Here is a 24,772-nt window from a genome sequence, read left to right as displayed (position 1 = left end):
CATGGCTACTGCTAAATACCCGATACAAAAGGTAGCTGACAACCAAGAAAAAGGGCTTTCGTACAAAGAGAATTTCAAACGATACAACAAAGCAAAAGCCTCAGAGTTTTACCTTGAATGTATTTGGATTCTCTATGCTATGATTGAAGACAGAACATCTTCATTTCTTTATTACATAGGCTTTACTTCCGAGAAAAAACGATCTTTGGTTACGGGAACAAAGAAAATCAAAAAAGAAATTCGTGATGTCTTGGTAATGGAGCAGCCTAACGCTAAGTACAAGTTTGATACTCTTTCGGGGAAACTTACTCGCATCAAAGAACTTTTGATTTGGTGCAAGAAAGACCACGAGGATTTATCAGATTATCAAAAAGCCCTGGTTAAAGCTTTGCAACCCGTAGCAGATAACTTGGAATTCAACAAAGCGTTAAACTACTTGGAGACAGAGTGGCGAGATAAACGCAATCAGTTGACCCACTCGCTGTTTAACAAGGACCCCGGTGCCGTTGTTGCAGAACTGCTTCCAATGGTTGAAAACGGATATGTAGCGGCTCGCCAGTTGGATGCAACAATTAGAGAAATAAAAAAGTCGGCGATTAGGTCGAAATTCAAAATCCAATGACGTATGAACAAAGGGAAACATCTGTAGCAAGCAGTGCTCGGCGGTACCCACTCGTGCAAAATTTATAAGCCCCTGCCGAAGCAGGAGCTTATAAATCGCTTGTCTGGGAAACATCCCCGAACCCCTTTAACACAGATTTCATCTGTGGCTACGCATCGTTCCGACGCTAAATTGAGCACGGTCATTCACGACCGTGCTCTTTCTCTTTGCGTTTCTCTCGTTCCTCAAGATCACGCAATTCTTCGTAATTTGCCGTGTGTACTGCAAGGTCTCGAAGCTCATCACGAACCTTTTTAAGTTCGGCATACGCTTCTTTTTTTGCTGTGAGTTGTTCGGCAAATTCCACTTGCAGGCTCTTGACGGTTGGGAGCTTCTTCACGCCCAATTCATCAAAAGCCTTTTTCGCAGCTTTGTGGATGATGATGTCTGCCTCGTGTTCCTCCAAATACTTTTTAGAGTAACCGGACTTCCGGTAGGTAACATACACATCCCTCGTCTTGGAGTAATTTACGATATGGGTCTTTAGTACGTTTATCTCGGCAATACGATTTTGAGCTTCTGTGATTTTCGCAGAAAGCTCTTTTTCTTTTGCCGACAATTCTGCCTTGCGGTCTGACATTGCTTCATAGCTGAAACCGTGCTCATCCATATAGAGCTTGGTTTTGGCCATTCGCTTTAGGTTCTCGACCGTCGCCCAACGACGATAGCCTTCACCCTTACCAGCGGCAAGTTTGGCTTGTATATCAATGATGGTTTGAGGTCTGTTTGCATCCCACACCATTCTGCGCTTCTTGGGCTGATGAATTTTCTGCCCTTTGATGATGGCTCGGATAGCGTCTTCGTCGTATTCTTTGCCCAGGGAGTGCATACAGATTTTTTGCTTAAACCCATCGTGATCGAAAGCGATATTCTTTCCTTGTTTTGCTCTGTAGCCTGCTTCTTCAAGCAGAGCGAGAAACGCATCAAAGTCGTGCGGCTTTTGCTCCAGAGCTTCATCAATGGCAATTCGCAGAGCTTCACGGTGAGAAGGTTTTCCCCTAAATCCTTTCCACTTGCTATAGGAAGTTCCGCCCCTCTGCGGAATTTGGATAACAGATAATTGGTGCTCAGTACAGATCAGATCGCTGAGCCGTGCTACAGCTCTTGCCGAGCCATAGAAATTTCGGAACTTCCGTTTACAATCCAACGTGGTGGAGTTCCAAATGATGTGATTGTGAATATGGGCTTTGTCGATATGAGTGCAAACGATGAAAGCGTGTTTTCCTTTGAGAAAACGAGAAGCGAAGTCATAGCCAATTTGATTTGCTTCCTCCGGTGTAACCTCGCCGGGTTTGAAGGATTGACGAACTTGGTAAGCGATAACATCGTTCTTTTCCTCTTTGCCGGTGAAGTGGCGGTACTGTCTCTTTGCCAAAGCGAACTCTGCATCTATTGAGCGATAATCGCAGGCATAGCAAGAAATCAGTTCTCCATTGTTTGTCTTATCAGGGTTTATGGCGTAGTCCGTTCTATCAGTAATACATTGAGCGATGGTCTTGCCCTTGTTGATGTGCATGGGAATAATGCGTGTGATTGCTATGGTCGTTCACCTCCTTCTATGTAAAAAGACGAGCACAGCCGAAGCCATACTCGTCTCATTTTCACTTCTCTGCAATTTGCATAGAAGTGAAATTATCCGTAAACTGCATCCTGCACGAAGTAGCGGAATCTCTGCATCTGCCCAATCGTCCACGCAGCCACCATCGGCAATCCAACGGGACTTACGAGAAATGCAAATACCAAAATGGTGATACCGTTGATAAAGCTATCGAGCAGGAGAACCGCCAAACCGAGGACACCAAGAATTGTACTGACGATGCCAAATACCCAAGCGGACAATTTCAGCGTTAATGCGCTCAGCCAGATGATGACAGCAAGGATAGCAATTACAGGCGCAAACAATATCTTCAAAATGAACTTCATCGAAAATCCCTCCTTCTTTCTGACAATATTTTAGGTTCTAAGTAAAACTGTGTGGGATTTGTATTTTGGATTAAAAATTTAAAGGTTCTAAGTAAAACTGTGTGGGATTTGTCTTTTGGATTAAAATTTTAAATCTCTTTTTTCACAAAAGAAAAGAGATCTCTTTAAAATTGTAATAACCACAAAACAACTTAAGGAGATCTCATATGCATACTAACTGTTCTGTGACCATCAGTCAAACTATTCCTGGAGCTATTGTTTATCCTGAATCACTGACTGGATTCATCAATCAAACAACTGATCTAATCGTCAGCGATTCCGGACAACTTTTTTATCATATTTATGGTGAACAATTCATTACTCCAGAAGATTCTGTTTGTCCTTGTTGCAAAACAACTATGCATGTTCATGGTCAAATCACTCGAGTACTCAAGCATGAATCCAAGGGAAATTCAACTTGCAGAATTTTTGTGAAGGTTACTCGATTCAAATGCCCAAAATGCCATAAAACCCATGTGCAGCAGATCCCTTATGAATGCCCCAATCATAGAATGACCACTGATCTATATAAACAGATCACCTATCATCTTGAACGACACGATTTATCGCTTAAAAAGATCGCACAGATCTGTGGAGTAGATCCGCATACTGTAAAAGCGATTGATAAAGATCGTCTTTCAAAGCTCTACACGGTAGAGGTTGACTCTCATCGTAAACTCAAAAAACCTATTGAGTATTCTCGTTATCTAGGTATCGATGAATTTAAACTTCATAACCACCATCAATATGCCACTCATATTATCGATTTGGATACAGGACACATTCTATGGATCGCTTTTGGCAAGAAAAAACAGATTGTATACGATTTTATCAACCATGTAGGATACAACTGGATGCGCCACGTTAAAGCAGTGAGCTGTGATATGAATGCCTATTTCTACTCTGCATTCCATGAAAAATGTCCTTGGATCCAGGTTGTGTATGATCGTTTTCATTTGATCAAAAACTTTAATGACAAGGTCATTTCTATGGTTAGAAAAGACGAGCAGCGCCGCCTAATAGAAGAAGGTAATCTTTGTAAGGCTCGTTCATTAAAACAAACCCGATATATTCTTCTATCCTCTCCAGAAACACTTGAAAGGAAGGATGCGTTAGCGAGTCAAGGAACTCTTCTTGATTCTGGTCATGTCCTATTTCGAAAAGAACCAAAAATTCGCAAAGGCGGGTTAATGAAGAAATATAAACAACTATTGAAAGAGAACGAACTGTTTTTCGCCATAGATCTCATTAAAGAAGAACTAAAAGAGGCATATGCGACAAGTGACGAAAATACAATGGCAAATCATCTTACGCATATTGTAGAAATCTGTAATGCGACAAAGAATGAACATTTTAAATGGTTCTCTAACTTAATCCTCAAACACTGGAATGGATTGATTAGTCATGCGATTCTACGCTTGTCTAATGGCAAAATAGAAGGGATCAATAATAGAATCAAAACGGTTCGAAGAATGTCTTATGGTTTTCGAGATGACGAATATTTCTTCTTGAAATTAATCGACATGAGTCGTTATCGATCAGCTTGATTCATAGATGATCCCACACGATTTTCCATAGAGCCATATTTTACCGTGATTTGGGAATATCAGCAAGGATGCCACGGCTCAGTCGATGGCGGCGAGCTTTTCAAGAATCCGGTTGTCAGTCTCCCAAATCTGTTCAAGCATGCCTTTCATATCGTGAATATCCTCGGCATAGATACGGTCGGTAGAGTTTACTCTGCGAGCGATTTGATTGAAGTTGTTGCTGGTTCGGCGGAGCAAGGAAATCATATCACGAAGTTCCGGCAATTCCAGTTTTACCACATATCCGTCGATTGCCATTTTGCGAAGATACGCCGCCATGTTCATGGTGCCAGCTTGTTCCATTCGCTTGTCAATGAGCAAGCGTTCTTCCGGCGTGACACGAAATTTGACTTGAATAGGGCGATTGCGATTTGCCATTTACAGCTCAGCCTCCTTTGTTTTGACCGGAGACTTTTTCGGCAATTCTGCTTTTTCCTCATTCAGCTTTTGGAGTACGGACGGCTTTTTCTGTGCGGCAAGCTCCTGTTCTTTTCTGAACCGATTGACGAACAGATTGATAAGACCAGGGTGAGCCTGAGAGCAAACATACTCGTGTTTGCCAAGAGCAGGAAAACCTTTTGCCCATTCCTTGTTGCTGTCGGAGATCCGCCCATCCCAATCTTTGGTCTGTACGGTACTCGCAAGCACAAAGGCAATACGCTCCATGCCGAAGCGGTCAGATACTTCCTGGACACAAGCTGAGGTATCCAGTCGGTTGTCGGCATAGTGCCGTGAGATTGCATCCTCGATAGCACTCTTGCAATCCATGTTCGCACGATGGGAAGCACGGTAAACATCCAGCTCGCCGTTCTCTCTGGCAAATGTCGCAGAGGCGAGATACACCGGCAGATTACGCAGAGCTTCACGCTGTTTTTCGATTTCTTTGTCTGCTCGGTTTTCGATGCAGCCCCGAACTTTCTCCATTTGGTCTCCCTCGATTTTTTCAAAATCCTTGAAAATGTCAGCCAGGGGTGATGGAGATTGAAGCAAAGCAGAGGCTTGTTCATCCGTGAGGTCATTATATTCCATCGAAATCAGAATATCCTCTCGGATGGTGTATTCGTAAGCATGGTTGAGGATTTCTTCAGGCGGCTGCGTGAGCAGCCACCCTTTGAAATTTTCCTGTTCGGCAAAGAGCTTTTCATAAAGCTTGGTATTCAGTTCTTCATTGGTCATCAGCGTTCCTCCTTGGCATGGGGTTTCTTTGCACCCGTGGGAGCATCCGTGCCTTTCATATCATTGAGCTTCTGCAGCACAGAGGGCTTCTTTGCTTTGGCTCTTTCGGTCTCCATTGGCAGTACGACGAGCTTGCCATTCAGCCGCATGAACATTTCGGGCGTATTGAATTTTTCCTTGAACTGCTTCATGTGTTCGGGAGTGAGCGAGGTAAAATCCTCCTCGCCCAATCCCACGATAAGAAAGGTTCCTGCCACCACATCATAGATTTGTCCGTCCTCATCACGGAGCACTCGGTTCAGTTCGCTTCCTTTAAGTTTCGCTTCTTCATCACAGATGATTGACACAAGCTCCTCATAAGGATAGACGGCTTGAATATAGCCGCCTACCTCATGCTGCAAAGTAGAAAGCCCCGACGAAATCTCTTTCGCATAGGGATTTTTCTCCGGTTCAACTACGAGAACAGTAATCTTTTCGTTGTCCATAATCAGCGTACCTCCTCAATAGATTTTTTCGGTTCTGTCTTGCTCTGCGCTCCATAGGAATGGAGTTTCTGCAGAACAGACGGTTTTGCAGATTTGGCAATTTCAGCTCTCGGAGCTTCTTCTGCCATTGCTTCAAGCGGTGTCTTATCGTCGATGTTCAGAGCGATATTCAGCTCTGCCAGTCTTGCAGACTTTGTGCGAAGTTCTTCCTCCTGTGGGAACGGCTTACCAAGCTCGGCCTTTGCAGTTTCCATCTGCGCATACAGGCTGTCGAGCTTTCCCTTGACTGCTGTGAGCCGATCAGCCATGCCGTTTAAGGCATTGTCAATTCTCGTCAGGTTGCCGCGAGGGTCTTTGCCCAGCGTTACACGATGGGTCATTTGACCCTTGAGCGTCAGAACATAATCGCGCCCGAAGTCCTCCAAAGTCAGCGACATTTGGAAACCACGATAGCTACCAATCGGAACAGGGTCTAATCCTGACATCGAACCACTTCGATCCAAAATAAATACAACTTCAATCATGTAAAAAACCCTCTTGTTTCTTATCGTGATTCCATGATAAGAAACAAGAGGATCAATGGTCGCTTCAAAAGCGACATTTTAAGCACCAATTAAAGGTTGATCAAACGCAAACAACACTTCGTTCAATTCAAACACATTGTAGTTTTTGTTGACCAGAAAGTATTCAATAATGACATCAAACTTATTGCTGTGGGAAAGCCGATACCCCGCTCTACCAATAAAATCTTCCGTTTCTTCCAAATCCAATTCTAAAGCAAACGCAAAAGCAAGCGCCGTTCGTTTAGAAGGCTGATAATCTAAATGATTCCGGATTTTCGAAAATAACTTACGATCCACATTCGCCTTTTTATAAATTTCCGAATCCTTTTTCCCCGTCCGGTCAATCAGTTTAAAAGAGTCTCAGAAAAACCAGCATCTAAATCTTGTAACAATTCTCCGAGTTCTAAATATTCTGCAGGCGCATCAAGTTCAGTTGGTAAACCAAAAGTTCCACCTTTTTCGACAAAAATCTCATTTTCATGGATTCGCACATTTCGAATTGATTCAATCTTTCTTAATTGAAAAAATGCACCATCCACACTTTCCAAATCCACTACATCATCAAGAATTTTCGAATTATAGTTTTCATCAATATATTGCAAAACAGATTCATATAAGTTTTGTGACAACATCAAATCTTCTTTTTTAGAAACAACAAGATAAACCTGCATTTCATGATCAAAAAGAAATTCCTGAATTTCCTGAACCGCTACTTGTAAAGCAAGTTCTTTAGTCCATCCATTCCGTTTTAAATCAAGCAAAGATAAAGCAATCGACTCACAATGATATGCATTAGCCAATTCCAAAACTTTTCGATAACAAGAAGCTACTGTCTGATCATCATCATGATCATCTAGCAAAATTGGTCTTTTTATATAAATGACATACTTTGCTTCTTGATTACATACTGGAACAATCACTACATCATCAAGCAGAAAACAACCATTTTGATCTTTAGAATCAAATAGCTCAGACTCAATTTTGGTATATCCATTCTGTTCAGCACCTAAACCAAATTCAGAAGAATCCACTAATCGAACAACTGCATCAACCTGCAAATCATTCAAATCATTACATACAATTTCAAAAGGCATAGTCCCTCCTTATTTAAAACATGAAGATTTTACATTCTAATTATTCAATTCAAACCTATGCGTCGTATCTACTATAATTATATGTTAACGCTTTGGTATAAGTATCAAAACGAAAGGCAAATTAAGCAATCATAATCATCGATTTAAATCTCCCTACCCAATGAGATAAATAACCTTGAAATAATTAGATGACGTAAAACTTATTAAATAATCTCATTGTCTTCCTATTAAAACAAAACGTGTAAATATTTATAAATTTAATAGTTTTAAACATGAAGTTGAATTCTTCACTCAAATGGCGATATAATCCAAGTTCATACTACATCAAACGATATAATAGAATAGAGATCGTATTCACTAGCAAATTGATATGTACTACCCATACTTGAAGCCAATTTGTCTTTAAAGCTTAATCAACTCATATTATCTAGGATGATTTAAGTAACATGGATTTATATTAGGTAATTAAATTTTTTGAATGTTTCAACACTCTAATAATTCTCCATTTCAAAAATTGTTATTTTAATGACTCAAGATTTTGTTTAATCTACTTTAAAGCCATCAAATTGCGGAAATATTGATTAGGTGACATCTGGAGATTCTCATTTCGATACACTTTGTCAAAAACATCATAAAGCGAGTAATAAAGATTGCTTGATCAAATAATTGATTGTTGTTTTTCGTATTTTAAAAATGGGCCAAAAAAGTGCTGATCGGATTTGAAATCTGTGCCACCTTGCTTGTAATGTTTCTCCGTAAAGGAGGACAGGAAAGGTGCTTTCAATCATGAAGATTTTTGAATATATAGATTTGCGAGAGAGTGGAATCTCATCTAGAAAAGCTGCTGAGCTGTGCGCTATATCGAGAACAACTGGAGAAAAGTATTATCGCAAATTCATAGAGAATAGAGCTTCTCTAATCGCTAATCCAACTTGGGAAAACAGTCAGGTGTTGATCGAGGAGTGTCTCACTCCTCCTTCTTACAACACTTCAACACGGTGCCCAAGAAAGTACACTCCAGAAGTTGATGCTTTATTGGATCAAATTCTTGAAAACGAAGAAGAAAAAACGCGTCTGTTGGGGAATTCTCATAAGCAGCAGTTGACCTGTATGCAGATTTGGGAATTGATCAAAAACGCTGGATTCGATGTTGGATTATCGACGATCACAAAAAAGATCAAAGAGAAGAAAAACCGACACAAAGAATGCTTCATCAGCCAAGAGTATGAACCAGGAGATAGATTTGAATATGACTTTGGCGAAGTGAAGTTGATGATTAATGGTCAGAAAAAAACATTCTACTTAGCGGTTATGACTTCTCCATGGTCAGGATATAGAGCTGCTTACTTATATGAAAATCAAAAAAGTCAGGTGTTTTTCGAATCAATGATCCGTTTCTTTCATGAAGTAGGAGGTTGCTTTAAAGAAGGTGTTTTCGACAACATGAGAAACGTGGTCTCAAAATTCATCGGTAAAACTGAAAAAGAAATCAATCCAGAATTGATCCGTTTTGCCCATTACTATGGCTTTCGGATCAATGTGACTAACGCATTCTCTGGAAATGAGAAAGGATCGGTTGAACGGTCAGTAGAGGTGGTTAGAAATAGGAGCTTTGCCTTGAAATATCAGTTTGACAGTTTGGAAGAAGCAAGAATATGGCTAAAAAACTGCCTTTCCGATCTGAATAAGGACACAAAATGGAAGGAAGAACAGTTGTTTCTGATTCCTCTTCTTCCTGATTACGAAGCCGCAAAAATAGTCGACCGGACAGTCAACAAGTATTCTTTGATTAGCGTAGATGGAAATCAGTATTCGGTTCCTGACTATCTCGTCGGCAAAGAAGTCAGAGTAAAAATTTACACAGAAACAGTTAAGGTCTATTACGAACATAGCCAAGTGGCCGAGCACAGAAGAATCAATGATGACAAACAAAAAACGTGCTTCGATATACGACACTATCTAAGCACGCTGAGAAAAAAGCCTGGAGCTTTGAGAAACAGCGCCGCCCTCAAAGCTGAACCAGAACTTAAAACTATTTACGACAACTATTTTAGCGAAAAACCGAGAGAATTCATAGCTATACTCACTCGGAATAAGAATATGCCTTTAGATCAACTGAAAGAACTGCTCAAAATAGAAGCTTGCCAAGCCCCTTCCCCTCAACCAGCTTACGAGCCCTTAGCTGATCAATTGCAGGGATACCAGGCACTATTTGCCTAGAAAGTGAGTATGAAAATGATGATAGAAGTATATGCCAAAAGACTTCGCTTGCCCTTTATTCGGAATAACTATAGAGATCTCATCGCGGATGCAAGAGAAAATAAACCAGATTATGCAGAATTCCTAGAAGAGATTCTTAAGGGAGAGACGATGAGTCGGAATGAGAACTGTATCCAAAAACGGCTGCAGTTAGCGCATTTTCCCAATCGAATGACACTCGAAGATTTTCAGACGGAACATCTAAGAATTGAAATTCAGCAGAAAGTAAAAGAGCTATCGACTTTGGAGTTTATCCAAAAAGGAGAAAACGTAATACTTATCGGGAATCCAGGGACAGGAAAAAGTGCGTTATCAATCTGTCTAGGTGTAGAAGCCTGCTTGAACAACATGAGCGTTCTATTTATTGGTGTATCCGATCTTTTGATTGAGATCCGAGAAGCAATGAGTCAGAACCAAATTCTGCGCTATAAGAAACGTTTTGAAAGTTTTGATCTCGTGATATTAGACGAACTAGGTTACTGCTCATTTGATCAGAAATCAGGAGAAATACTGTTTAATTTGATTTCAAGCCGAAATGGCAAGAAATCCATCGTTGTCACCAGTAACCTAGAGCTGAATCGATGGAAAGAGATCTTTAGGGACGAAGTGCTGACAGCGGCTATGATAGACAGACTTGCTTATAAGGCACATATGATCAATATGACTGGCCAGAGCTACAGGCTAAAAGAAACAAAGAAATGGGTTGAAGAAAAATCAGAGAAATAAATTTTAAAAAACGCGCCACCCCCTAGGGGGTGTTAAGGAGAAGGAACTGCTCTATGAAAGAGCAGTATTCTTCTCCCTTAAGTGGATCAGATTTCAATTACGCAAGTGGACCAATTTTCAATTGACAAAAACAATTGTCACCTAATTAATTCAGCCATCAAAAATCAAATAAGATTGTAAATTTGATAAGAACAAAAATAACAAATCAAGAAATATAAAAAATTACGAATCATGTTTACTATGTTTTAAAAATATTTTTCGACAATTTAGTTACACCAAGTGAAAAAACACTAAAAATAGCGAAGAATCAGGCCGAATTCTTCGCTATAAAATATTTGAGATTTAAAATGATTCCATCCAAATTCATAGTCAATGGTTATCAAAATCTATCAAATTTTGAACGCCTTAGTTTTACAAACTTCGAATAACAAAATACTGTTTCTCGTGATCTTATTCAACACCTAAAGCTTTAAAAACAGCATCTTGTGCACTGTTGTAAAAGTTAATATTAAAACGCCCCATAAGGTCACTGGGTACAGTTGCTATATCTGCTGCGGATGTTATTGGTAATAAAACTTTCTTAGCTCCGCTGTCTAAACAAACTTGTAAACTATTTGCTAGATTATCAACTTTCATTACTGAACCACTAATCGTAATATCACCCAGCACAACTAAAGAACTTAGAGTAGGTTTACTTAACGCAATTGAGCAAATGGAAATCAAAGACGGTAAAGCCAACTTACTAGTCATCCCAATCCCTTGTAAGTCTCGATAATCAATAAAATAGTCTTTAGTTGTGGTGCTAATAGATTGAGAAATATATTTACTATTAGCTTTTAAGAAACTAAATGCCGTTGTTAATGCTTCCTTACATTCACGGTCACTACCTAGACCAGTCTTTTCAAATTTCCCACTACCTGGTAACATTTGTGACTCCAGTTTAAATAATCCAATCATTCCATTTTTACCTTCTGATACGGTATATACTTGACCAGGGTTTGATATGCCATCTGGAATTAATGTGCTTGATCCTTGCTCAGGCACTGATACATATTTTTCTTCAAATGTATCTTGATCAATATATGAAAAATTCACATCGTAAAATTCCATACCACCTATTTTCTTTAATTGCTCTTTTACACGTCTTCGCATCTCTAAAGCAATTCTCAATATTTCTTCTACGTCTTCTTTGGTGTATTTTCCATTTGGATAAATGAGTTTTACTAATCCAGATACTGTTTTTCTAACCGCAATTACATCTCTCTGATTTAAATTTTTACCTAATCTAAAGTATTTATCTAATGCGTCACCTTGTCCACTTTTTCTTAATTCACGAATAAATTCCGCTAAATAATCCGTAATAAAACCATAATCATCAGTAAAATGTTCTGGCCTAAACTTTGGCACTTCCCAACCAGGTAAATAGCAATGCATTCGATCTAAGAAGGCAGTATCTGTTCCCATTTCAGTAGGAAATGGATCAAACAAACTCGATGTCTTTAGTAAAACATCGACACTTTGATTGATATTTCCAACAAAAACCATAGAGGCACTCGCTGCTTTTTCTTCTTTACCACGAGCAAAAGAACCACTAGCCATGTAGTCCTTCATAATTTGAATTCCGTCTTTATCCTTAAAGTTAATACCTGCAACTTCATCAAAAGCCACGCAATCCCATAATCCAACAAGACCCACCTGTTTTTTTGCCATGTTATAGAAAAGATTAGCAACCGTTGTTTGACCACCAGATACTAAAATACTATTTGGTGAAATTTCTTTATAGACATACGATTTACCAGTACTTCTTGGTCCCAGTTCGCACAAATTATAGTTATTCTCAATAAGTGGCACCATACGAAGTAAAAGTAGCCATTTTTCACGTTCGGACAATTGATCTGGTTCCATACCGATTGATCTAAGCATAATATCGATCCATTCTTCCTTACTAAAGTAAGATCGACCTTCTTCTAATTCTTTAATGTCAACATGAGGCATTTGAATCGGATTTAATTTCAATATATGAATCGGTGAAGATTTTTTATCTTCTTCATCAAAATCATACTCTAAACTTACAATGCACCATATACCGCCGCATAATAAACGATCATACTTTGATGGATAGTCTTCATTGATCGAAATATTTTTTATTCCTAAATTTGAAAATTCTGCTTCATATCGATCGTTTTTTATATTTAAATTCACTGTAATTTTATCAATTACAGTATAGGTTCCTCTTTGACGTAAAGTAGATAATATTTTTTGTGCTTCATCCGGTCTTACAAAGTTATCTGATAAAATCTTTTTAACTTTCTCTACCCCAGAAGCAATTATTTCTTCGTCATCACTTCCACAATATTGTCCTAACAAAAATTCCAATACATAAACAGGTACATTCGCACCTTCTTTTATTTTCTTGGCTAAATCTTTCCTAACAATTTTTCCATCAAAATATTGTCTTAGTTTTTCTTTTATTTCTACTCTATCACTCACAAAAGAAACCTCCATTTAAATAATCTATTGAGAAGCGTGAGAATCGAACCAATCTACCTTCATCATTAAATTTGATGAAATCCCATCCGACGCGCTATCTCTTCATACAAAAGAGATTGCTTCCTTTATTAAAAATCAAAGTCGTCAAAAGCCATCGCAATATCAATTGTAAATTCTTCTTTAACAGGAACTTGAAGTCCCTTTTCATCTTGAATTACAAGGTAATACAATTCTTTATGACTAAATTTAATTGGTTTTAAATTAAACAAACATTTATATTCACGATCTTTATTTTCTTCGCTCGTCCGATCGGCAATGATTTTGTGTTTGTCACTGACAGTTTGTCCTGACTCATCCGTCATAAAGATTTCATATACGCAAGGTACAAAATTATTCCGTACAGCTTCTTTCTGATAGAAACTTAAAGTAAAGATTTTATTGGTGATTTTATGACTCGATGATAAGAGTGATAATGTAACTGATTTTGTATCATACATGTCTTTATTTGAAACATATGATTTATATCCAGCACGCAAATAGCGATATTGAATCACAGGAACTACCATTTCTTGTAAGCTAACACCACCATGAACAAAGTTTTGACCGCCAGCACCCTTAATGCGAATATTTTCTCTTGGTGTAAAACCTTCAACATTTTCGTTACCGTAAATAGAATGAACATGCATTAGATAATCCGGTTTAGCATCATTTTTACATAGTGCATAACGTCTTCCTTGTTCGATAATATCTTTGACAAAACTACTTCGTTCTACTTTATCTTCTTCATTTAATGAATCATATGTATATAAGAAGCCATGATCTGCAGTAACGATGATATTAATGCCATTAAGTGTGGACGTAATGATATTAATCAAATTCTTAATTTCATCAATTGCTTCATCGCATGCTTTAAAAACACCTGTATCATCGTTGTGGCTCGCACTGTCAATCGTATCATGGTAAATGTAAACAACATCCTTACCTTTTACAGCATTACGTTTTTCATCACGCTTCATAACGATAAAATCTTTATATTTTAGCGCAACACTTGCCGGGTTATAAGCTTTCAACAAAGAGTCGCGATCGCTCATTTCTGAAGTTTTATTATCAACCAATACTTTGATCATGCCATTTTTATTATCGATCGATATTTTTTTATGTGGAAGTAATGCAGACATACCAAACTTCGTAATACTTGGGAATACACTTTGCATAGAATTGAGCTCAACTTTAGAACGATCTAAACGCAACTCATCAGCTAAACTTGCCGCAACTTCATAACGTAGTGCATCTGAAATAATGACATATATTTTACCTTCAGCATTATTTACATAATTTAAATAGAAGTCTTTTTGTTTTTCAATTCCTTCTACATATCCAACTGTATCTAAATCCTTTTCAATTACGTTTGTCCAATTTGAAGCTAATTTATCTAAGAACCAATTTTTATATTCTTTTTCTACTTCTTCAACAACTTGTTTAAATAAATCATCAAGTAACGGAGTAGCATCTTGTAAGACTAGCGCATATGCAACGTGGAACAAACGATAATATGTATCCATCTTGTAATAGTCTTGGGTGTATTTCTTCCATAGTTCTTCGGCTTTTACATCATGGAAACTATTCATATGTTCATTATAGAATTTAAATATATTTGCAACTTGCATTAAACCATCATAATAACAAGCATATTTTTCGTACCATACAGTAGTACGTCTATTCTCAATAACATGAATTAGCTTATCTGCATCAATAAGATGGTTTAAAACATCTTTCATCAGTTTTTCTAAGATTACTTCTTCGATACAAGGTAAACATTCAATACCCATTAATGCATCAACATCGCTTTTTCTAAAGCGATTTAATAGTTGAAGTTTTTCTTCTACGAATCGAGCGATATCATAAAATGATTCTTTATCTTTGCTATGAGCCCATTCTGTCACTAAATCATAACAAAATTCATTTTGCATTGGATTATAATAATCATCTAATCCATCTAATAAATTCTTATCGCAAGTTTTAGACACAGCACTTAATACAATATGAAGATTCAAATCATCAATATTACGCTTCTCATCTATGTAGCCAGTTTTTTTGTCTACAAGTGCCCAAAATGCATCACTCGCTCCATATTTAAGCATTTCTAATTTTGCATGATTACTTATATCTTCGCCATCCATTAATACAGATCGGATAATCTCTTGGTGATCTATTGTTTTTAAACCGCATATTGCCGCAATAACCGCAAGATGAAATTTAGATGGTTTCTCAATATCACATTCAACTTTTGCGAGCGCACGACGACGCGAAACCGCATTTAGGAATGTACTATAACCTTTAACCACATGACGTAATGCAGGAGTATTTTCTATATTTAACTCCTGCATATAACGTGATGTGATATCCGATCTATATTCTTCACTATATAACTTGATATCTAAAAACCAATCATTTTCCATATCACTGGTCAATGGATTATAAACCAAATAATTTGATTCTAGATCATCATGCGATAAGAGTTTCTTGGATACAAATTGATTTGTTTCATTTAGAATTAATACTTTCGCATTCGATAAAGTCAAATCTTCAATTTCATTGATAAATTCTTTTGCTTCATCCTGCCAAAAGATGATTCTTCTTTTATAAAACTCCTCTAAAGGCTCATTAAACTTTTGTTCCAATTCTTTTTTTATATCTTCTAAAGCCATAACAAGCCCTCCAAACAACCTATTTAATCTTTGCTAATAAATCCTTAAATTTTTCGTAGTTAACTTTAACTCCATCATCCAGATCGATTGACAACATCATATCCGCATAATGATGCACAATTTCTTCATATTTTCGAACTTCATCAGCTTGTCCTTTTAATCGAATAATCTCTTTATTCATTCGAACCCGCTCTGAAGTAGATACATGATCTAATTGTCCTTCTAATGTATCAATCGAATAATTTAATCGAGATTGAGTATTATGCACATAATCCGTACGAATACGAGCAACTAAATCTGGTTGATAACGATGCATATAAACTAAACACTTGAAGCCATTTTTCTTACCACTATCAAACATCCAATAAATCGGACGTTTTTGATAAATCTTACAATGATCTTTATAGAACTCATTCAAGAAATAATTACGAATGACTTCTCTACTTGTTCCTTTTCCACCTAAGGCAGTCGCAATAAAATCTAAGTTTTCTTCCAGCGTATCTTCACCATAAACAACTTTGATAAAGTCAATAAATCGAGCGACAATATCATCCTCAAAATACTCATCGTCACTAATTGGAATAATATTATCTTTATCCGGAATAAACTTACTATATTTACTCCAATCAAAATCACCACCAGCATATGCCAAGCCATCAACATCTAAGGAATAACGGCCAAACATACATCCGACTGCATAACTAATTAATGATTTAATATCCTTAGTTAAATCAGCTTTTCTTACTGTTACATCCTTATCTTCTACATATGGATCTAACTCATCATTTAATCCATAAATATCGATAAAGATTCTATTCAATTCTTCTTCATTCGCTTTTAAAGTATTAAAACGTTCATTACACTCTATATTCCACAATGAATACGCTTCTTTAATACTAGACACTTGATTTTTAACTAATGGATGTGCAGTAAAGTCCCATGATGTTTCAAATGAGTCCCAGTCTTGTTTTGAAAGATCTATATTTTTTTTCACCAAATCAATAACTTTATCTTTTTTTTCTTCAAGCAAGGAAAGATTACCAATATCTCCTATCTGAATATTGATGGTCGGATTTAATACATTTAAAGTCATTTGGCAACATTTACTATTTAAGTAACCCAACACATAGAACAGCGTTATTTTTTCTGGGTGATAACAAATGGCAGCTGCATCATCAAACAAAAAACCTCCCTCAGAATATCTTGCACTAAATGTTCCCGAGGTAATTTTGGACCATGTCAATGCATTACGAAAGTTGTATTGAGTGTTTTGTGGTCGAGAAAGAAGTTTCCCTTTTTTATCCCTGAAATTTCTAATTTCATATCCATCATTTTTCCAGTTGATAACATGATCTCTATTTCCATACCAGCGTCTAAATTCTCCACCTTTGTTCAAAGGATACCACTTGAAATGTATTTTCTTTGTTTCTTCATTTGATTTAGTAAAGAATGACAAGTTATTTATACTTACTTCATGCCATAACCTTAAAAATCTGTTATTATCCGAAGTTACCAATCCTTTCTTGGTTTCACATTTATTGGCTAGTTTTTCTCCCTGCTCGAATGAATCTATTAACCTATTGCTTGCCCAGTACGCAATCGGACTTCTTGGTATTTTAGAGAAGTTGGTTGCTGAAATCTGCGCAAATCTATTTTCTCTAACTGGAAATTCAAATGGTACATCATTTTGAATATCACTTAATTTAATATAATTATAAGTTCCTTTATACTCATTTAGTTTCACATTTAAAATATTTGATACTGCTGTCCCAAAAGCTATTCCCATTACCATATTTTCCATTTGCATTAAGTTTGCAATAGAATAATTTTTAATCAGATTTTCTCTCATTTTTTCGTAACTGGATAAGAACATCCACGATTGCATAGTTACCATACAGCTAAATCCATACTTTTGTGAAAAAATCAATCCTCGCTCCATCATAATTGCAAACATATCAGTTTTTGCATTCGGGTAATTTTTTATTGCAAAAGCCTTTTGCTTATCTGTCGGAGGCATGTATGGCGGATTTGTCACAGTAATATCGTATTTTCTTGATAACAATTCAGCACAACGAATAAATGGTAATAGTTGGTTTTCTACAAATAGTCCAAATAAACCATCTCTATGTGTTTCACAATAATTGTAAATAGCTTCATAATCTAATTTAGATGTTGTAAGTAATGATCCATACTCATCTGCATCTGTCATTTCATGTATTAATGTTTCAATGTCTTTTAATATAACTTCATCTTTTATAGCAAATTCAAGGTTTTGCATAGGTAGATTATTACTGGCCTGAATTTGATATACATGTGGTTTTATACCCTTAGATAAAACACGACGATTATACGATCTAGCTTTCATCATCAACGCAAAATACGATATTTGATAAGCTCTTTCGTCAATATCTAAACCATATAAGTTATTTTCAAGAATAGAAATGGCTGCATCTCTTTGTGTCCAACCTTCTGATTCATATATTTGCATGAGCACATCAAATGCATATACCAAAATATGTCCTGAACCCATACACGGATCAATGACTGTTACTTCTTCAATCTTTTGATTTCTTCTATTTAAACGGATTTCATCTAGTTGTTTTTGAACAGATTCTTCTTGTTTTGCTTCTTCTAAGTAATATCTCCAGTTCTCTTTTAAGGCGTTATTTTCATGTCCCTCTAACCATAATCTACCTAGAGAGTTTTCCACCATATATTTAACAATCCAATCTGGTGTAAACAACTGCGTCACTGCTGGAATATCATACTTTGAAATCTTACTTCCTTTAGGTCTAGCATACACATTAGCTTTCGGTTCCGTATTGTAATATTGATATAGCCAACCGATGATTTGCACTTGATCAAGCCATGCATCTTCATCAATTTCCGATATTAATTTGGCCAGTACACTTTCATCTCTTAAAAGATTATCGGGGAATAATAGTACTTTGTAATCACTAATCTTTGTAAACATACCGGGAAGGTAGTTACCCATATCATTGCAAGTTGTGATTAATAAATATTTGTACAGTTCTTCTCTTTTATTATTTTGAATACAGTCGTAGATATATTCTTTATTTAAACCTTTAATATCTAGATTTAGTGCTTCTTTTAATATCTCAGGATCAAATTCACTTCTTTCGTTAGTAAATACACGAATCTTGTTTGGAAGATAATTATTCACTTCCATATAACGGAGGGCAATAAAACGGTTAAACCATGTATATGCTACTTCTTCGATGACTTGATCAAATCCTTTTTCATTTACTTTTTTAATGAGTACTTGTCTTTGTTCCTTTTCTTCAGATGATAATACCTTACCGTGTATACTTTCAGAATTTTGTTCCAAGATTTCTTCCTTTGATACACCATATTCGAATGCTTTTTGAGAAACATTTGCAATCAATTCGTCGCGAGCCCATATAGCAAAATTCTTTATTGTAGATTTATTCATAAACCAAATCTCCTTTATCATCTGAAAATTATTTTTTTACAATTTTAATGATATCTTTACCGTTCTTAACTACTCCGCCAACTACAGCTGCAACTGTACCTACTGCTTTTGCTGCTTTTACACTCTTATCCATCATTTTTTGCTGATTCTCTTCTTTTTTATCAGTTCTTTTCTTTTGACAATCAGGACAGAATTTTTCAGTACTATGGTCTAGTGGCATCCAACAATCAGCACATACATAAAATAGTTTTTCTCCACAAAATGGACAATAAACATATTCATCTTTGTATTTCATTTTATGGATATAAGAGTTGCATTCTTTATTCACGCAAGATTTAATCGCTTTCATCATTGGACTCCTCATTTAATCGTTAACTCATCAACATCTTTTAACACTTCTAATAATTTCGTTCTCATTTCTTCAACATAATGATTAACATCTTCTTCATTAGTGATTATTGTATTTGGGAATAATACCTGTTTATAAAATTGTTTTCTTATGTTTCTTGTTTCTGCATTACCATTAGTACCCGGTATTTTTTGTTCGTCTTTAACAATACATTTATCCATTTTGGAGATATATTGATCTTTTAACTGACTCAATATTTGTTTTTTAGCATCCAACAATGCCAAGCCATCGATGCGTAATACTTCATTACGTTTTTCACTAAAAGTATTTATAGCTTGTTCTAGAATTGATTGCATTCTTTTATCTTCTTGGGCTTTGAATTCTAATTCTGTTATGCATTGCTCAATTAAATCATTTACTTCATTGCGTTTACTTAGCATCAATTTTTCTCGTGCATCATTGATTATTGAAATATAGGTATTTAAATCTTTAATTTTGGAATACTTATATTGATTTGATGGTGTTGTTATGCGCTTAATTTCTGAAATTGCATGATTTACGTCATCTAAATTTTCGAAATAATCACTTTCCTCTCTAACTCTTTCAATAAAATTCAGAGCGTTATCATATACGTTTTTTTGCGTCGCAAAAAAGTTTTCTACGTCTTGCATATCATCTTTGTTATCCAATAAATCATCTTCTGATTCCACTAATTTATTGATCAAAGCGATATTATCAGTTGAGCACAATTTTATATCATTAATTATATTTATTGCTTCAGTGATTGTTTCCCTTCCAGGATATAACCTTGTATTATATTCCTTTAACAATTGGGAGTAACGAATTTTTTGATCACCAAATTTAGAATTGATAAAATGGATCAAACCATCTTCATCATTTGGCAAATCCATAACCTCGAAATATTCTCTTAATAATTTTTTAGCCCGTTGTAACTTAGAAGTAGGAATTTCTTCTCGTTTAGACACCATTGTCTTTCCAATTTCATTTTTTTTACGTAATAATTCCACGATACGATGATCAGTTGCTTGAATTGTCATTCCCGAATATTTTATCGTCACTTTCTGATCACGAATTAATTGTGCGATAACAGCTGCTATATCAATCTCACGCCAACCATAAGGTATACTTGAATAACGAGAATGAATTTCTGCCATAGAGGTAGAATGATTCATCTTCGCTTGATTTCCCAAATAATTTTCTACTTCATCGCACGCTTCTTGGTTATTACATCTTCCATCATATTTTCTTTCTTGTGCCTCATTTAATATAGAAAGAATATTGTTATCCGATTCATGATTAACTTCAATCATATTTAAATACGTATAAGTGTATTTCACTAAATATTCTAATGCCTTATTAATTTTATCTTTAGCATTGGAACCAGATAAAGAAACGATTTGTCCATCAATATAATACTTACCTTCTATGATTGCTTGTTCTAAAAATTGTTTAACTTGGGTTCTTAGTCGATTTGCTTCTGTTCTTTTATCCCTTATAATTTTTTCGATTGTTTCTGGCAAATGAGCCGAACCTTTTTGAGATGCATATTTTTCAATTTTTAAAGCCATTTCTAAATACTCAAAATATGGATATTCATTGGACAATACGCAAATAGCTTCATGATTTTTAGATTTCACAAGCAAACTATGTTCTTCTGATTCATTTGGATCAGCCGCAATGGTCACAAAGCGTAATTTCATGCCACCTGTTGTACTACCAATATTTGTATTATCAATGGCTTCATCAAATGAGAAGTCATACTTTCCTTCATAACGAAACTTCTTCGACATATAAATATCAGAGAAAATCACGTTACCAATACCACTAATAATCTTGGCGGTATCTACTGGTGTATTTTTAATTTCACGGGCAATATCTTGTTCTTCATCTGTTAAGAAAGTATAAATTTCACCATTTCGAGCTACATAGTTTTGTCTTTGTAGTCGTTCTAATGATTCTTGGACTTCTTTTTTCAACATTAATTTGTCAACAGTAATGGAATCTGCCATTAAAATCGTGATATTTTCAACATTTGATTTCACATCATCAATATAGCGGATTAAATACAATAATTTTAATAAATCTACATCCTTATTTGTTAATCCCAAATGATCATTAGCTGCTTTTTCAGCTCTTTCAACTACTCCACGTACTGCCGTATCAAGGAAACTATGTAAGGTGTCATAAAACTCATATAATGGAACAACACTTAATTCATTACGTTCTTGAACTTTTTGCGCTGATTCTTGGAATCCGTTAAGCATAGAACGTTCTCCGCTTGATTGATGCTTACCTGCATGTCCATGTTTTCTGATTTCGTTAAACACTTTTTGCATCAAAACAAATTGATAAGGAACGAATGGGAATACTTTTACAAATTGATCTTCACTCGAATATCCCCTTATATCTTTAACGTCTGTATCAAAAGCATAAAGATTGCGCAATATAGAATCATTATTTTCATAAACCATTTCTAACGTGTTCGTTGCAGATTCAGTTTTTGTTAATAAACGTTTTTCTATTACTTCTCCTACACTGGAAGAAGTTAAACTTAAACGTACTTTAAAACGTGCCATAATACGCGAAAACTCATCTTGGCGTACTTTAATCATGTCGTCTAACGCTTCTTGTCCTGTCGCTACAATCCACACTTTTCCTCGACAAGTCGATCCAATCTTTTCAATCAAGGTTTGAAGATTTAATAACATACTCGTATTGGTACCAATATATTGACCAGCTTCATCGATCATAAATAATAATCTAAATCCTTCTGGTTTAGAATTTACATATTCATTGATTTCATCAACCAATTGGCCAATATTCAAATCAATTTCTTCACTTGAATCAAACCAATGTCTAGCAGCTGTTTCACTCATTCCTAAAACTTCGACAAGCGTTTCAACTACATCATCTTCAAAGAAAGCGATTGTATTTCGAGTGTTTTCCCAAGTATCCCCATTTTTGTCTTCAAATACTTGTTTAAACGTATCCATTTTTCCTTTTTTAGTAATAAATTGTTCAAGTTTAGCTACTTTTAAATCATTTCCGTAAAAACCCAAATGATCATAAAAAACTTTAGAAAACACGCGTAAAACCGCTGTATCATCTTTATTAATTGATCCTTCTACATCGATATTAAATAGAATTGTTTCTGTAGGAACACTTGTAGACTTCTCAATATTCATGAATGTTAATTCATCATCAAATTTCTCTCTAAAGTATTCAATCGTTGGTTTACCGGCAACGATTTTATTGGATAACAAATAAGATAGCATCTTTAAGAAATGAGATTTACCACTACCAAAAAAACCTGTAATCCATACCCCAACATTGTCAGTAGGATTATCAAAAGAATCAGAGTACGAATCAAAAAATTTCACAAAATGCTTTTTCAATTCTGATGTAACAACATATTCTCGTAATTCTTGTTCAATTACATCTTCTTTCTTTTGTTCTACTTGTACGACTCCATTAATCTGACGATTAATATCATCTTTAAACATCTCTTTAATTTTCATAATTATTCCCCTTATAGTGAATTAAAGGCACGATAATACTCATTCGCTTTTAATTTGTTAAACAGTTTTAAATAATGTCCATCAAATGTTCCTGGGTATAGAACAACAATCGGAACACTGAACATCGGTTGCATTGCCTCAAGTAAACTATGAACTCTCATAAACGGAAATACTTTTCCAACACCAGATAATATGATCACATCTCTTTTTGTTTCATTGTCATATTTCAGCATAGAAGCAAACATCTTTGAATCACACATCTTCATAAATTGTTTTTCTAAAAATTCTTTTCCTCTTTTTTCTTCAAGTTTGGGAATACCATCTAAGATACGCTTTTGTTCACAAATTTTTAGAAAAACTTCGTATAAATCGTAATGCACAATGCGACAATTTAAATGATCATTCGCTAATTGATCTAAGAAATGTCGAACTATCATTTCTTCTTTTGGTTCATAACAAAACATACGTATATTCACTTCATTGCTTAAACCTTTTCCTTCTAAGAAATCATCTTGTTGAATTGCATTTCTTAAATCATCTAATCGTTTGCTTATACCACTCATATATTCACCTACTCAAAACAATTGAATGCTGCTAAAATCGCATACTCATTTCTTTCCTTACATATTTTTTTTAAATTCAAATCAATCAAAATAGGATTTAATTGTGTTGATTTTATAGAATCTAAATATCCATTATCAACAAGTAATTTAGTTAACACTTGTTTATTTTTTGAAATCGTAGAAACCTTCCATGTTGATACATTTTCTACTTGTTCCTGTAAACGAGTAAAGAATATGCTAATGTCCACTTTTGAATACGAATAATCCTTTGTACGATACTTTTCTCCAATCACCGTAACCATGAAGTCATACACAATACGATAATACTTAATCATTGCATACAAACATATTTGTTTTGCACTCTCACTTGATCCTCTTGCGATTTGTTCTACTAATAAATCACTATCAATTGTACGTAAACGTGCAATACAAACTCTAGCTATGTTTTTTATCATTTTTTCAGTGGGATATTGGAATAAGTTTTCACTAGTCACTAAATTAATGATTTGTTTGTCTTCAATTCCATCCATCATTAGTTTGGCTACAATACGCATTTCGTGAAAAAGAAATTGTTCTCTTGTTATAACTGCCTTATAAGGTAAATTCATCACCATCTAAGCACTACCTCCTTTTAAGACAACTGCGAAGATTAATTTTTTGAATATTAAAGATCTCCTTTATTTGACGATCATGTTATGATCGTCAAGTCTATAATGAATCTCTCTTCTGACGTTTATCTTCAGAAGTAACATTAAACAGCCTAATTTTTTGCTTACTATGTCGTTATATGCCTATTTTGATTAAGAATCTTTAGTATTCATTTGCACACATATTGCATTGGGGATTTACAAGTTTAATTTTCTTATGTAATACCTAACCCAAACGTCGCATTTAATATCCTGAGTAAGCAATTGTCCTGTATTGAGCACATTTCAATTATCTCGTTTTGAACCATATTACGTGATGATCAAAATATAAGACAATAGTTTTAGTTTCCATATATCAAATTCTGTTTCTTTTCCATTAGTTAAAACTGTATGATCGTTAACCCATACAACTTTTCGAACAATTTAGTTAGTCAGAAGTTTTATCGTCTATTTAACTTCATTCGAATTAACATGATCAATTAATAAATCTCAAATCAAATCGAGGATTTA

General features: G+C 35.5%; 19 protein-coding genes. 4 read left to right on the top strand and 15 right to left on the bottom strand.

Going from position 1 to position 24,772, the window contains the following annotated elements; translation table 11 throughout:
- Position 1: 1 nt before the first annotated feature.
- On the top strand, positions 2-622 hold the full coding sequence (locus ALLST_RS0103420) for a hypothetical protein (protein ID WP_019892660.1): 621 nt from the start codon (positions 2-4) through the stop codon (positions 620-622).
- Between the two features lie 181 nt (positions 623-803).
- On the opposite strand, the gene ALLST_RS0103415 is transcribed toward ALLST_RS0103420, so the two are convergent.
- Together ALLST_RS0103415 and ALLST_RS0103410 are read right to left on the bottom strand one after the other, a co-directional pair.
- Positions 804-2,201, bottom strand: coding sequence for a relaxase/mobilization nuclease domain-containing protein (locus ALLST_RS0103415; protein WP_026472759.1), 1,398 nt, complete (start codon positions 2,199-2,201; stop codon positions 804-806).
- A 92-nt stretch (positions 2,202-2,293) separates the two neighbouring features.
- Positions 2,294-2,584, bottom strand: a complete 291-nt coding sequence (locus ALLST_RS0103410) for a CD1845 family protein (protein WP_019892658.1) — start codon at positions 2,582-2,584, stop codon at positions 2,294-2,296.
- 206 nt (positions 2,585-2,790) lie between these two features.
- On the opposite strand from ALLST_RS0103410, the gene ALLST_RS0103405 reads away from it, so the two are divergent.
- Positions 2,791-4,170, top strand: a complete 1,380-nt coding sequence (locus ALLST_RS0103405; RefSeq protein WP_019892657.1) for an ISL3 family transposase — start codon at positions 2,791-2,793, stop codon at positions 4,168-4,170.
- 78 nt (positions 4,171-4,248) lie between these two features.
- Here the strand turns inward: ALLST_RS0103405 and ALLST_RS0103400 are convergent, their stop codons facing one another.
- The 6 genes from ALLST_RS0103400 to ALLST_RS10765 all read right to left on the bottom strand — a co-directional run bounded on the left by ALLST_RS0103400 (position 4,249) and on the right by ALLST_RS10765 (position 7,527).
- A complete protein-coding gene (locus tag ALLST_RS0103400) occupies positions 4,249-4,587 on the bottom strand; it encodes a plasmid mobilization protein (RefSeq protein WP_019892656.1) in 339 nt (112 codons plus the stop codon).
- Entirely contained in the window at positions 4,588-5,385 is a 798-nt protein-coding gene (locus ALLST_RS0103395) for a DUF3849 domain-containing protein (RefSeq protein ID WP_019892655.1), read from the bottom strand.
- A complete protein-coding gene (locus tag ALLST_RS09945; RefSeq protein ID WP_019892654.1) occupies positions 5,385-5,870 on the bottom strand; it encodes a DUF3846 domain-containing protein in 486 nt (161 codons plus the stop codon). Before ALLST_RS09945 ends, ALLST_RS0103395 begins: the two co-directional genes overlap by 1 nt.
- Before the next feature lie 2 nt (positions 5,871-5,872).
- Complete coding sequence (locus tag ALLST_RS11580; protein WP_019892653.1) at positions 5,873-6,394, bottom strand: VWA domain-containing protein; 522 nt, start codon at positions 6,392-6,394, stop codon at positions 5,873-5,875.
- A gap of 78 nt (positions 6,395-6,472) precedes the next feature.
- A complete protein-coding gene (locus ALLST_RS10980) occupies positions 6,473-6,730 on the bottom strand; it encodes a hypothetical protein (RefSeq protein ID WP_051087240.1) in 258 nt (85 codons plus the stop codon).
- 47 nt (positions 6,731-6,777) lie between these two features.
- A complete protein-coding gene (locus ALLST_RS10765; RefSeq protein ID WP_051087239.1) occupies positions 6,778-7,527 on the bottom strand; it encodes a macro domain-containing protein in 750 nt (249 codons plus the stop codon).
- 786 nt (positions 7,528-8,313) lie between these two features.
- Here ALLST_RS10765 and istA point away from each other — a divergent pair.
- Together istA and istB are read left to right on the top strand one after the other, a co-directional pair.
- Complete coding sequence (gene istA / locus ALLST_RS09930; protein ID WP_019892652.1) at positions 8,314-9,747, top strand: IS21 family transposase; 1,434 nt, start codon at positions 8,314-8,316, stop codon at positions 9,745-9,747.
- A gap of 9 nt (positions 9,748-9,756) precedes the next feature.
- Entirely contained in the window at positions 9,757-10,512 is a 756-nt protein-coding gene (istB, locus tag ALLST_RS0103370; protein ID WP_019892562.1) for an IS21-like element helper ATPase IstB, read from the top strand.
- Positions 10,513-10,962: 450 nt separating this feature from the next.
- Here the strand turns inward: istB and brxL are convergent, their stop codons facing one another.
- The 7 genes from brxL to ALLST_RS0103335 form a co-directional block, all read right to left on the bottom strand.
- Positions 10,963-13,002 (bottom strand): protease Lon-related BREX system protein BrxL, encoded by a 2,040-nt coding sequence (brxL, locus tag ALLST_RS0103365; protein WP_019892650.1) that lies wholly within the window; start codon positions 13,000-13,002, stop codon positions 10,963-10,965.
- 128 nt (positions 13,003-13,130) lie between these two features.
- Entirely contained in the window at positions 13,131-15,710 is a 2,580-nt protein-coding gene (pglZ, locus tag ALLST_RS0103360; RefSeq protein ID WP_019892649.1) for a BREX-1 system phosphatase PglZ type A, read from the bottom strand.
- 19 nt (positions 15,711-15,729) lie between these two features.
- A complete protein-coding gene (gene pglX / locus ALLST_RS0103355; protein WP_019892648.1) occupies positions 15,730-19,164 on the bottom strand; it encodes a BREX-1 system adenine-specific DNA-methyltransferase PglX in 3,435 nt (1,144 codons plus the stop codon).
- A gap of 28 nt (positions 19,165-19,192) precedes the next feature.
- Positions 19,193-19,516 (bottom strand): hypothetical protein, encoded by a 324-nt coding sequence (locus ALLST_RS0103350; RefSeq protein WP_019892647.1) that lies wholly within the window; start codon positions 19,514-19,516, stop codon positions 19,193-19,195.
- 8 nt (positions 19,517-19,524) lie between these two features.
- Positions 19,525-23,052: a BREX system P-loop protein BrxC gene (brxC, locus tag ALLST_RS0103345; RefSeq protein ID WP_019892646.1), complete on the bottom strand. Its 3,528-nt coding sequence runs from the start codon at positions 23,050-23,052 to the stop codon at positions 19,525-19,527.
- An 11-nt stretch (positions 23,053-23,063) separates the two neighbouring features.
- Complete coding sequence (locus tag ALLST_RS0103340) at positions 23,064-23,615, bottom strand: DUF1788 domain-containing protein (RefSeq protein ID WP_019892645.1); 552 nt, start codon at positions 23,613-23,615, stop codon at positions 23,064-23,066.
- Positions 23,616-23,623: 8 nt separating this feature from the next.
- Positions 23,624-24,229: a DUF1819 family protein gene (locus ALLST_RS0103335; RefSeq protein WP_019892644.1), complete on the bottom strand. Its 606-nt coding sequence runs from the start codon at positions 24,227-24,229 to the stop codon at positions 23,624-23,626.
- Positions 24,230-24,772: the final 543 nt, after the last annotated feature.

The organism is Allobaculum stercoricanis DSM 13633, assembly GCF_000384195.1.
Taxonomy (GTDB): domain Bacteria; phylum Bacillota_I; class Bacilli_A; order Erysipelotrichales; family Erysipelotrichaceae; genus Allobaculum; species Allobaculum stercoricanis.
Note: the sequence above shows the minus strand (reverse complement) of the source record. Positions and strands in the feature narration are given on the sequence as shown.

Excerpts from the sequence above, each read along its gene's own strand:
- ALLST_RS0103420 (WP_019892660.1), top strand. The coding sequence starts at position 2 with ATGGCTACTGCTAAATACCCGATACAAAAGGTAGCTGACAACCAAGAA.
- ALLST_RS0103410 (WP_019892658.1), bottom strand. The coding sequence starts at position 2,584 with ATGAAGTTCATTTTGAAGATATTGTTTGCGCCTGTAATTGCTATCCTT.
- ALLST_RS0103405 (WP_019892657.1), top strand. The coding sequence starts at position 2,791 with ATGCATACTAACTGTTCTGTGACCATCAGTCAAACTATTCCTGGAGCT.
- ALLST_RS0103400 (WP_019892656.1), bottom strand. The coding sequence starts at position 4,587 with ATGGCAAATCGCAATCGCCCTATTCAAGTCAAATTTCGTGTCACGCCG.
- ALLST_RS0103395 (WP_019892655.1), bottom strand. The coding sequence starts at position 5,385 with ATGACCAATGAAGAACTGAATACCAAGCTTTATGAAAAGCTCTTTGCC.
- ALLST_RS09945 (WP_019892654.1), bottom strand. The coding sequence starts at position 5,870 with ATGGACAACGAAAAGATTACTGTTCTCGTAGTTGAACCGGAGAAAAAT.
- ALLST_RS11580 (WP_019892653.1), bottom strand. The coding sequence starts at position 6,394 with ATGATTGAAGTTGTATTTATTTTGGATCGAAGTGGTTCGATGTCAGGA.
- ALLST_RS10765 (WP_051087239.1), bottom strand. The coding sequence starts at position 7,527 with ATGCCTTTTGAAATTGTATGTAATGATTTGAATGATTTGCAGGTTGAT.
- istA (WP_019892652.1), top strand. The coding sequence starts at position 8,314 with ATGAAGATTTTTGAATATATAGATTTGCGAGAGAGTGGAATCTCATCT.
- istB (WP_019892562.1), top strand. The coding sequence starts at position 9,757 with ATGAAAATGATGATAGAAGTATATGCCAAAAGACTTCGCTTGCCCTTT.
- pglZ (WP_019892649.1), bottom strand. The coding sequence starts at position 15,710 with ATGGCTTTAGAAGATATAAAAAAAGAATTGGAACAAAAGTTTAATGAG.
- pglX (WP_019892648.1), bottom strand. The coding sequence starts at position 19,164 with ATGAATAAATCTACAATAAAGAATTTTGCTATATGGGCTCGCGACGAA.
- ALLST_RS0103350 (WP_019892647.1), bottom strand. The coding sequence starts at position 19,516 with ATGATGAAAGCGATTAAATCTTGCGTGAATAAAGAATGCAACTCTTAT.
- brxC (WP_019892646.1), bottom strand. The coding sequence starts at position 23,052 with ATGAAAATTAAAGAGATGTTTAAAGATGATATTAATCGTCAGATTAAT.
- ALLST_RS0103340 (WP_019892645.1), bottom strand. The coding sequence starts at position 23,615 with ATGAGTGGTATAAGCAAACGATTAGATGATTTAAGAAATGCAATTCAA.
- ALLST_RS0103335 (WP_019892644.1), bottom strand. The coding sequence starts at position 24,229 with ATGGTGATGAATTTACCTTATAAGGCAGTTATAACAAGAGAACAATTT.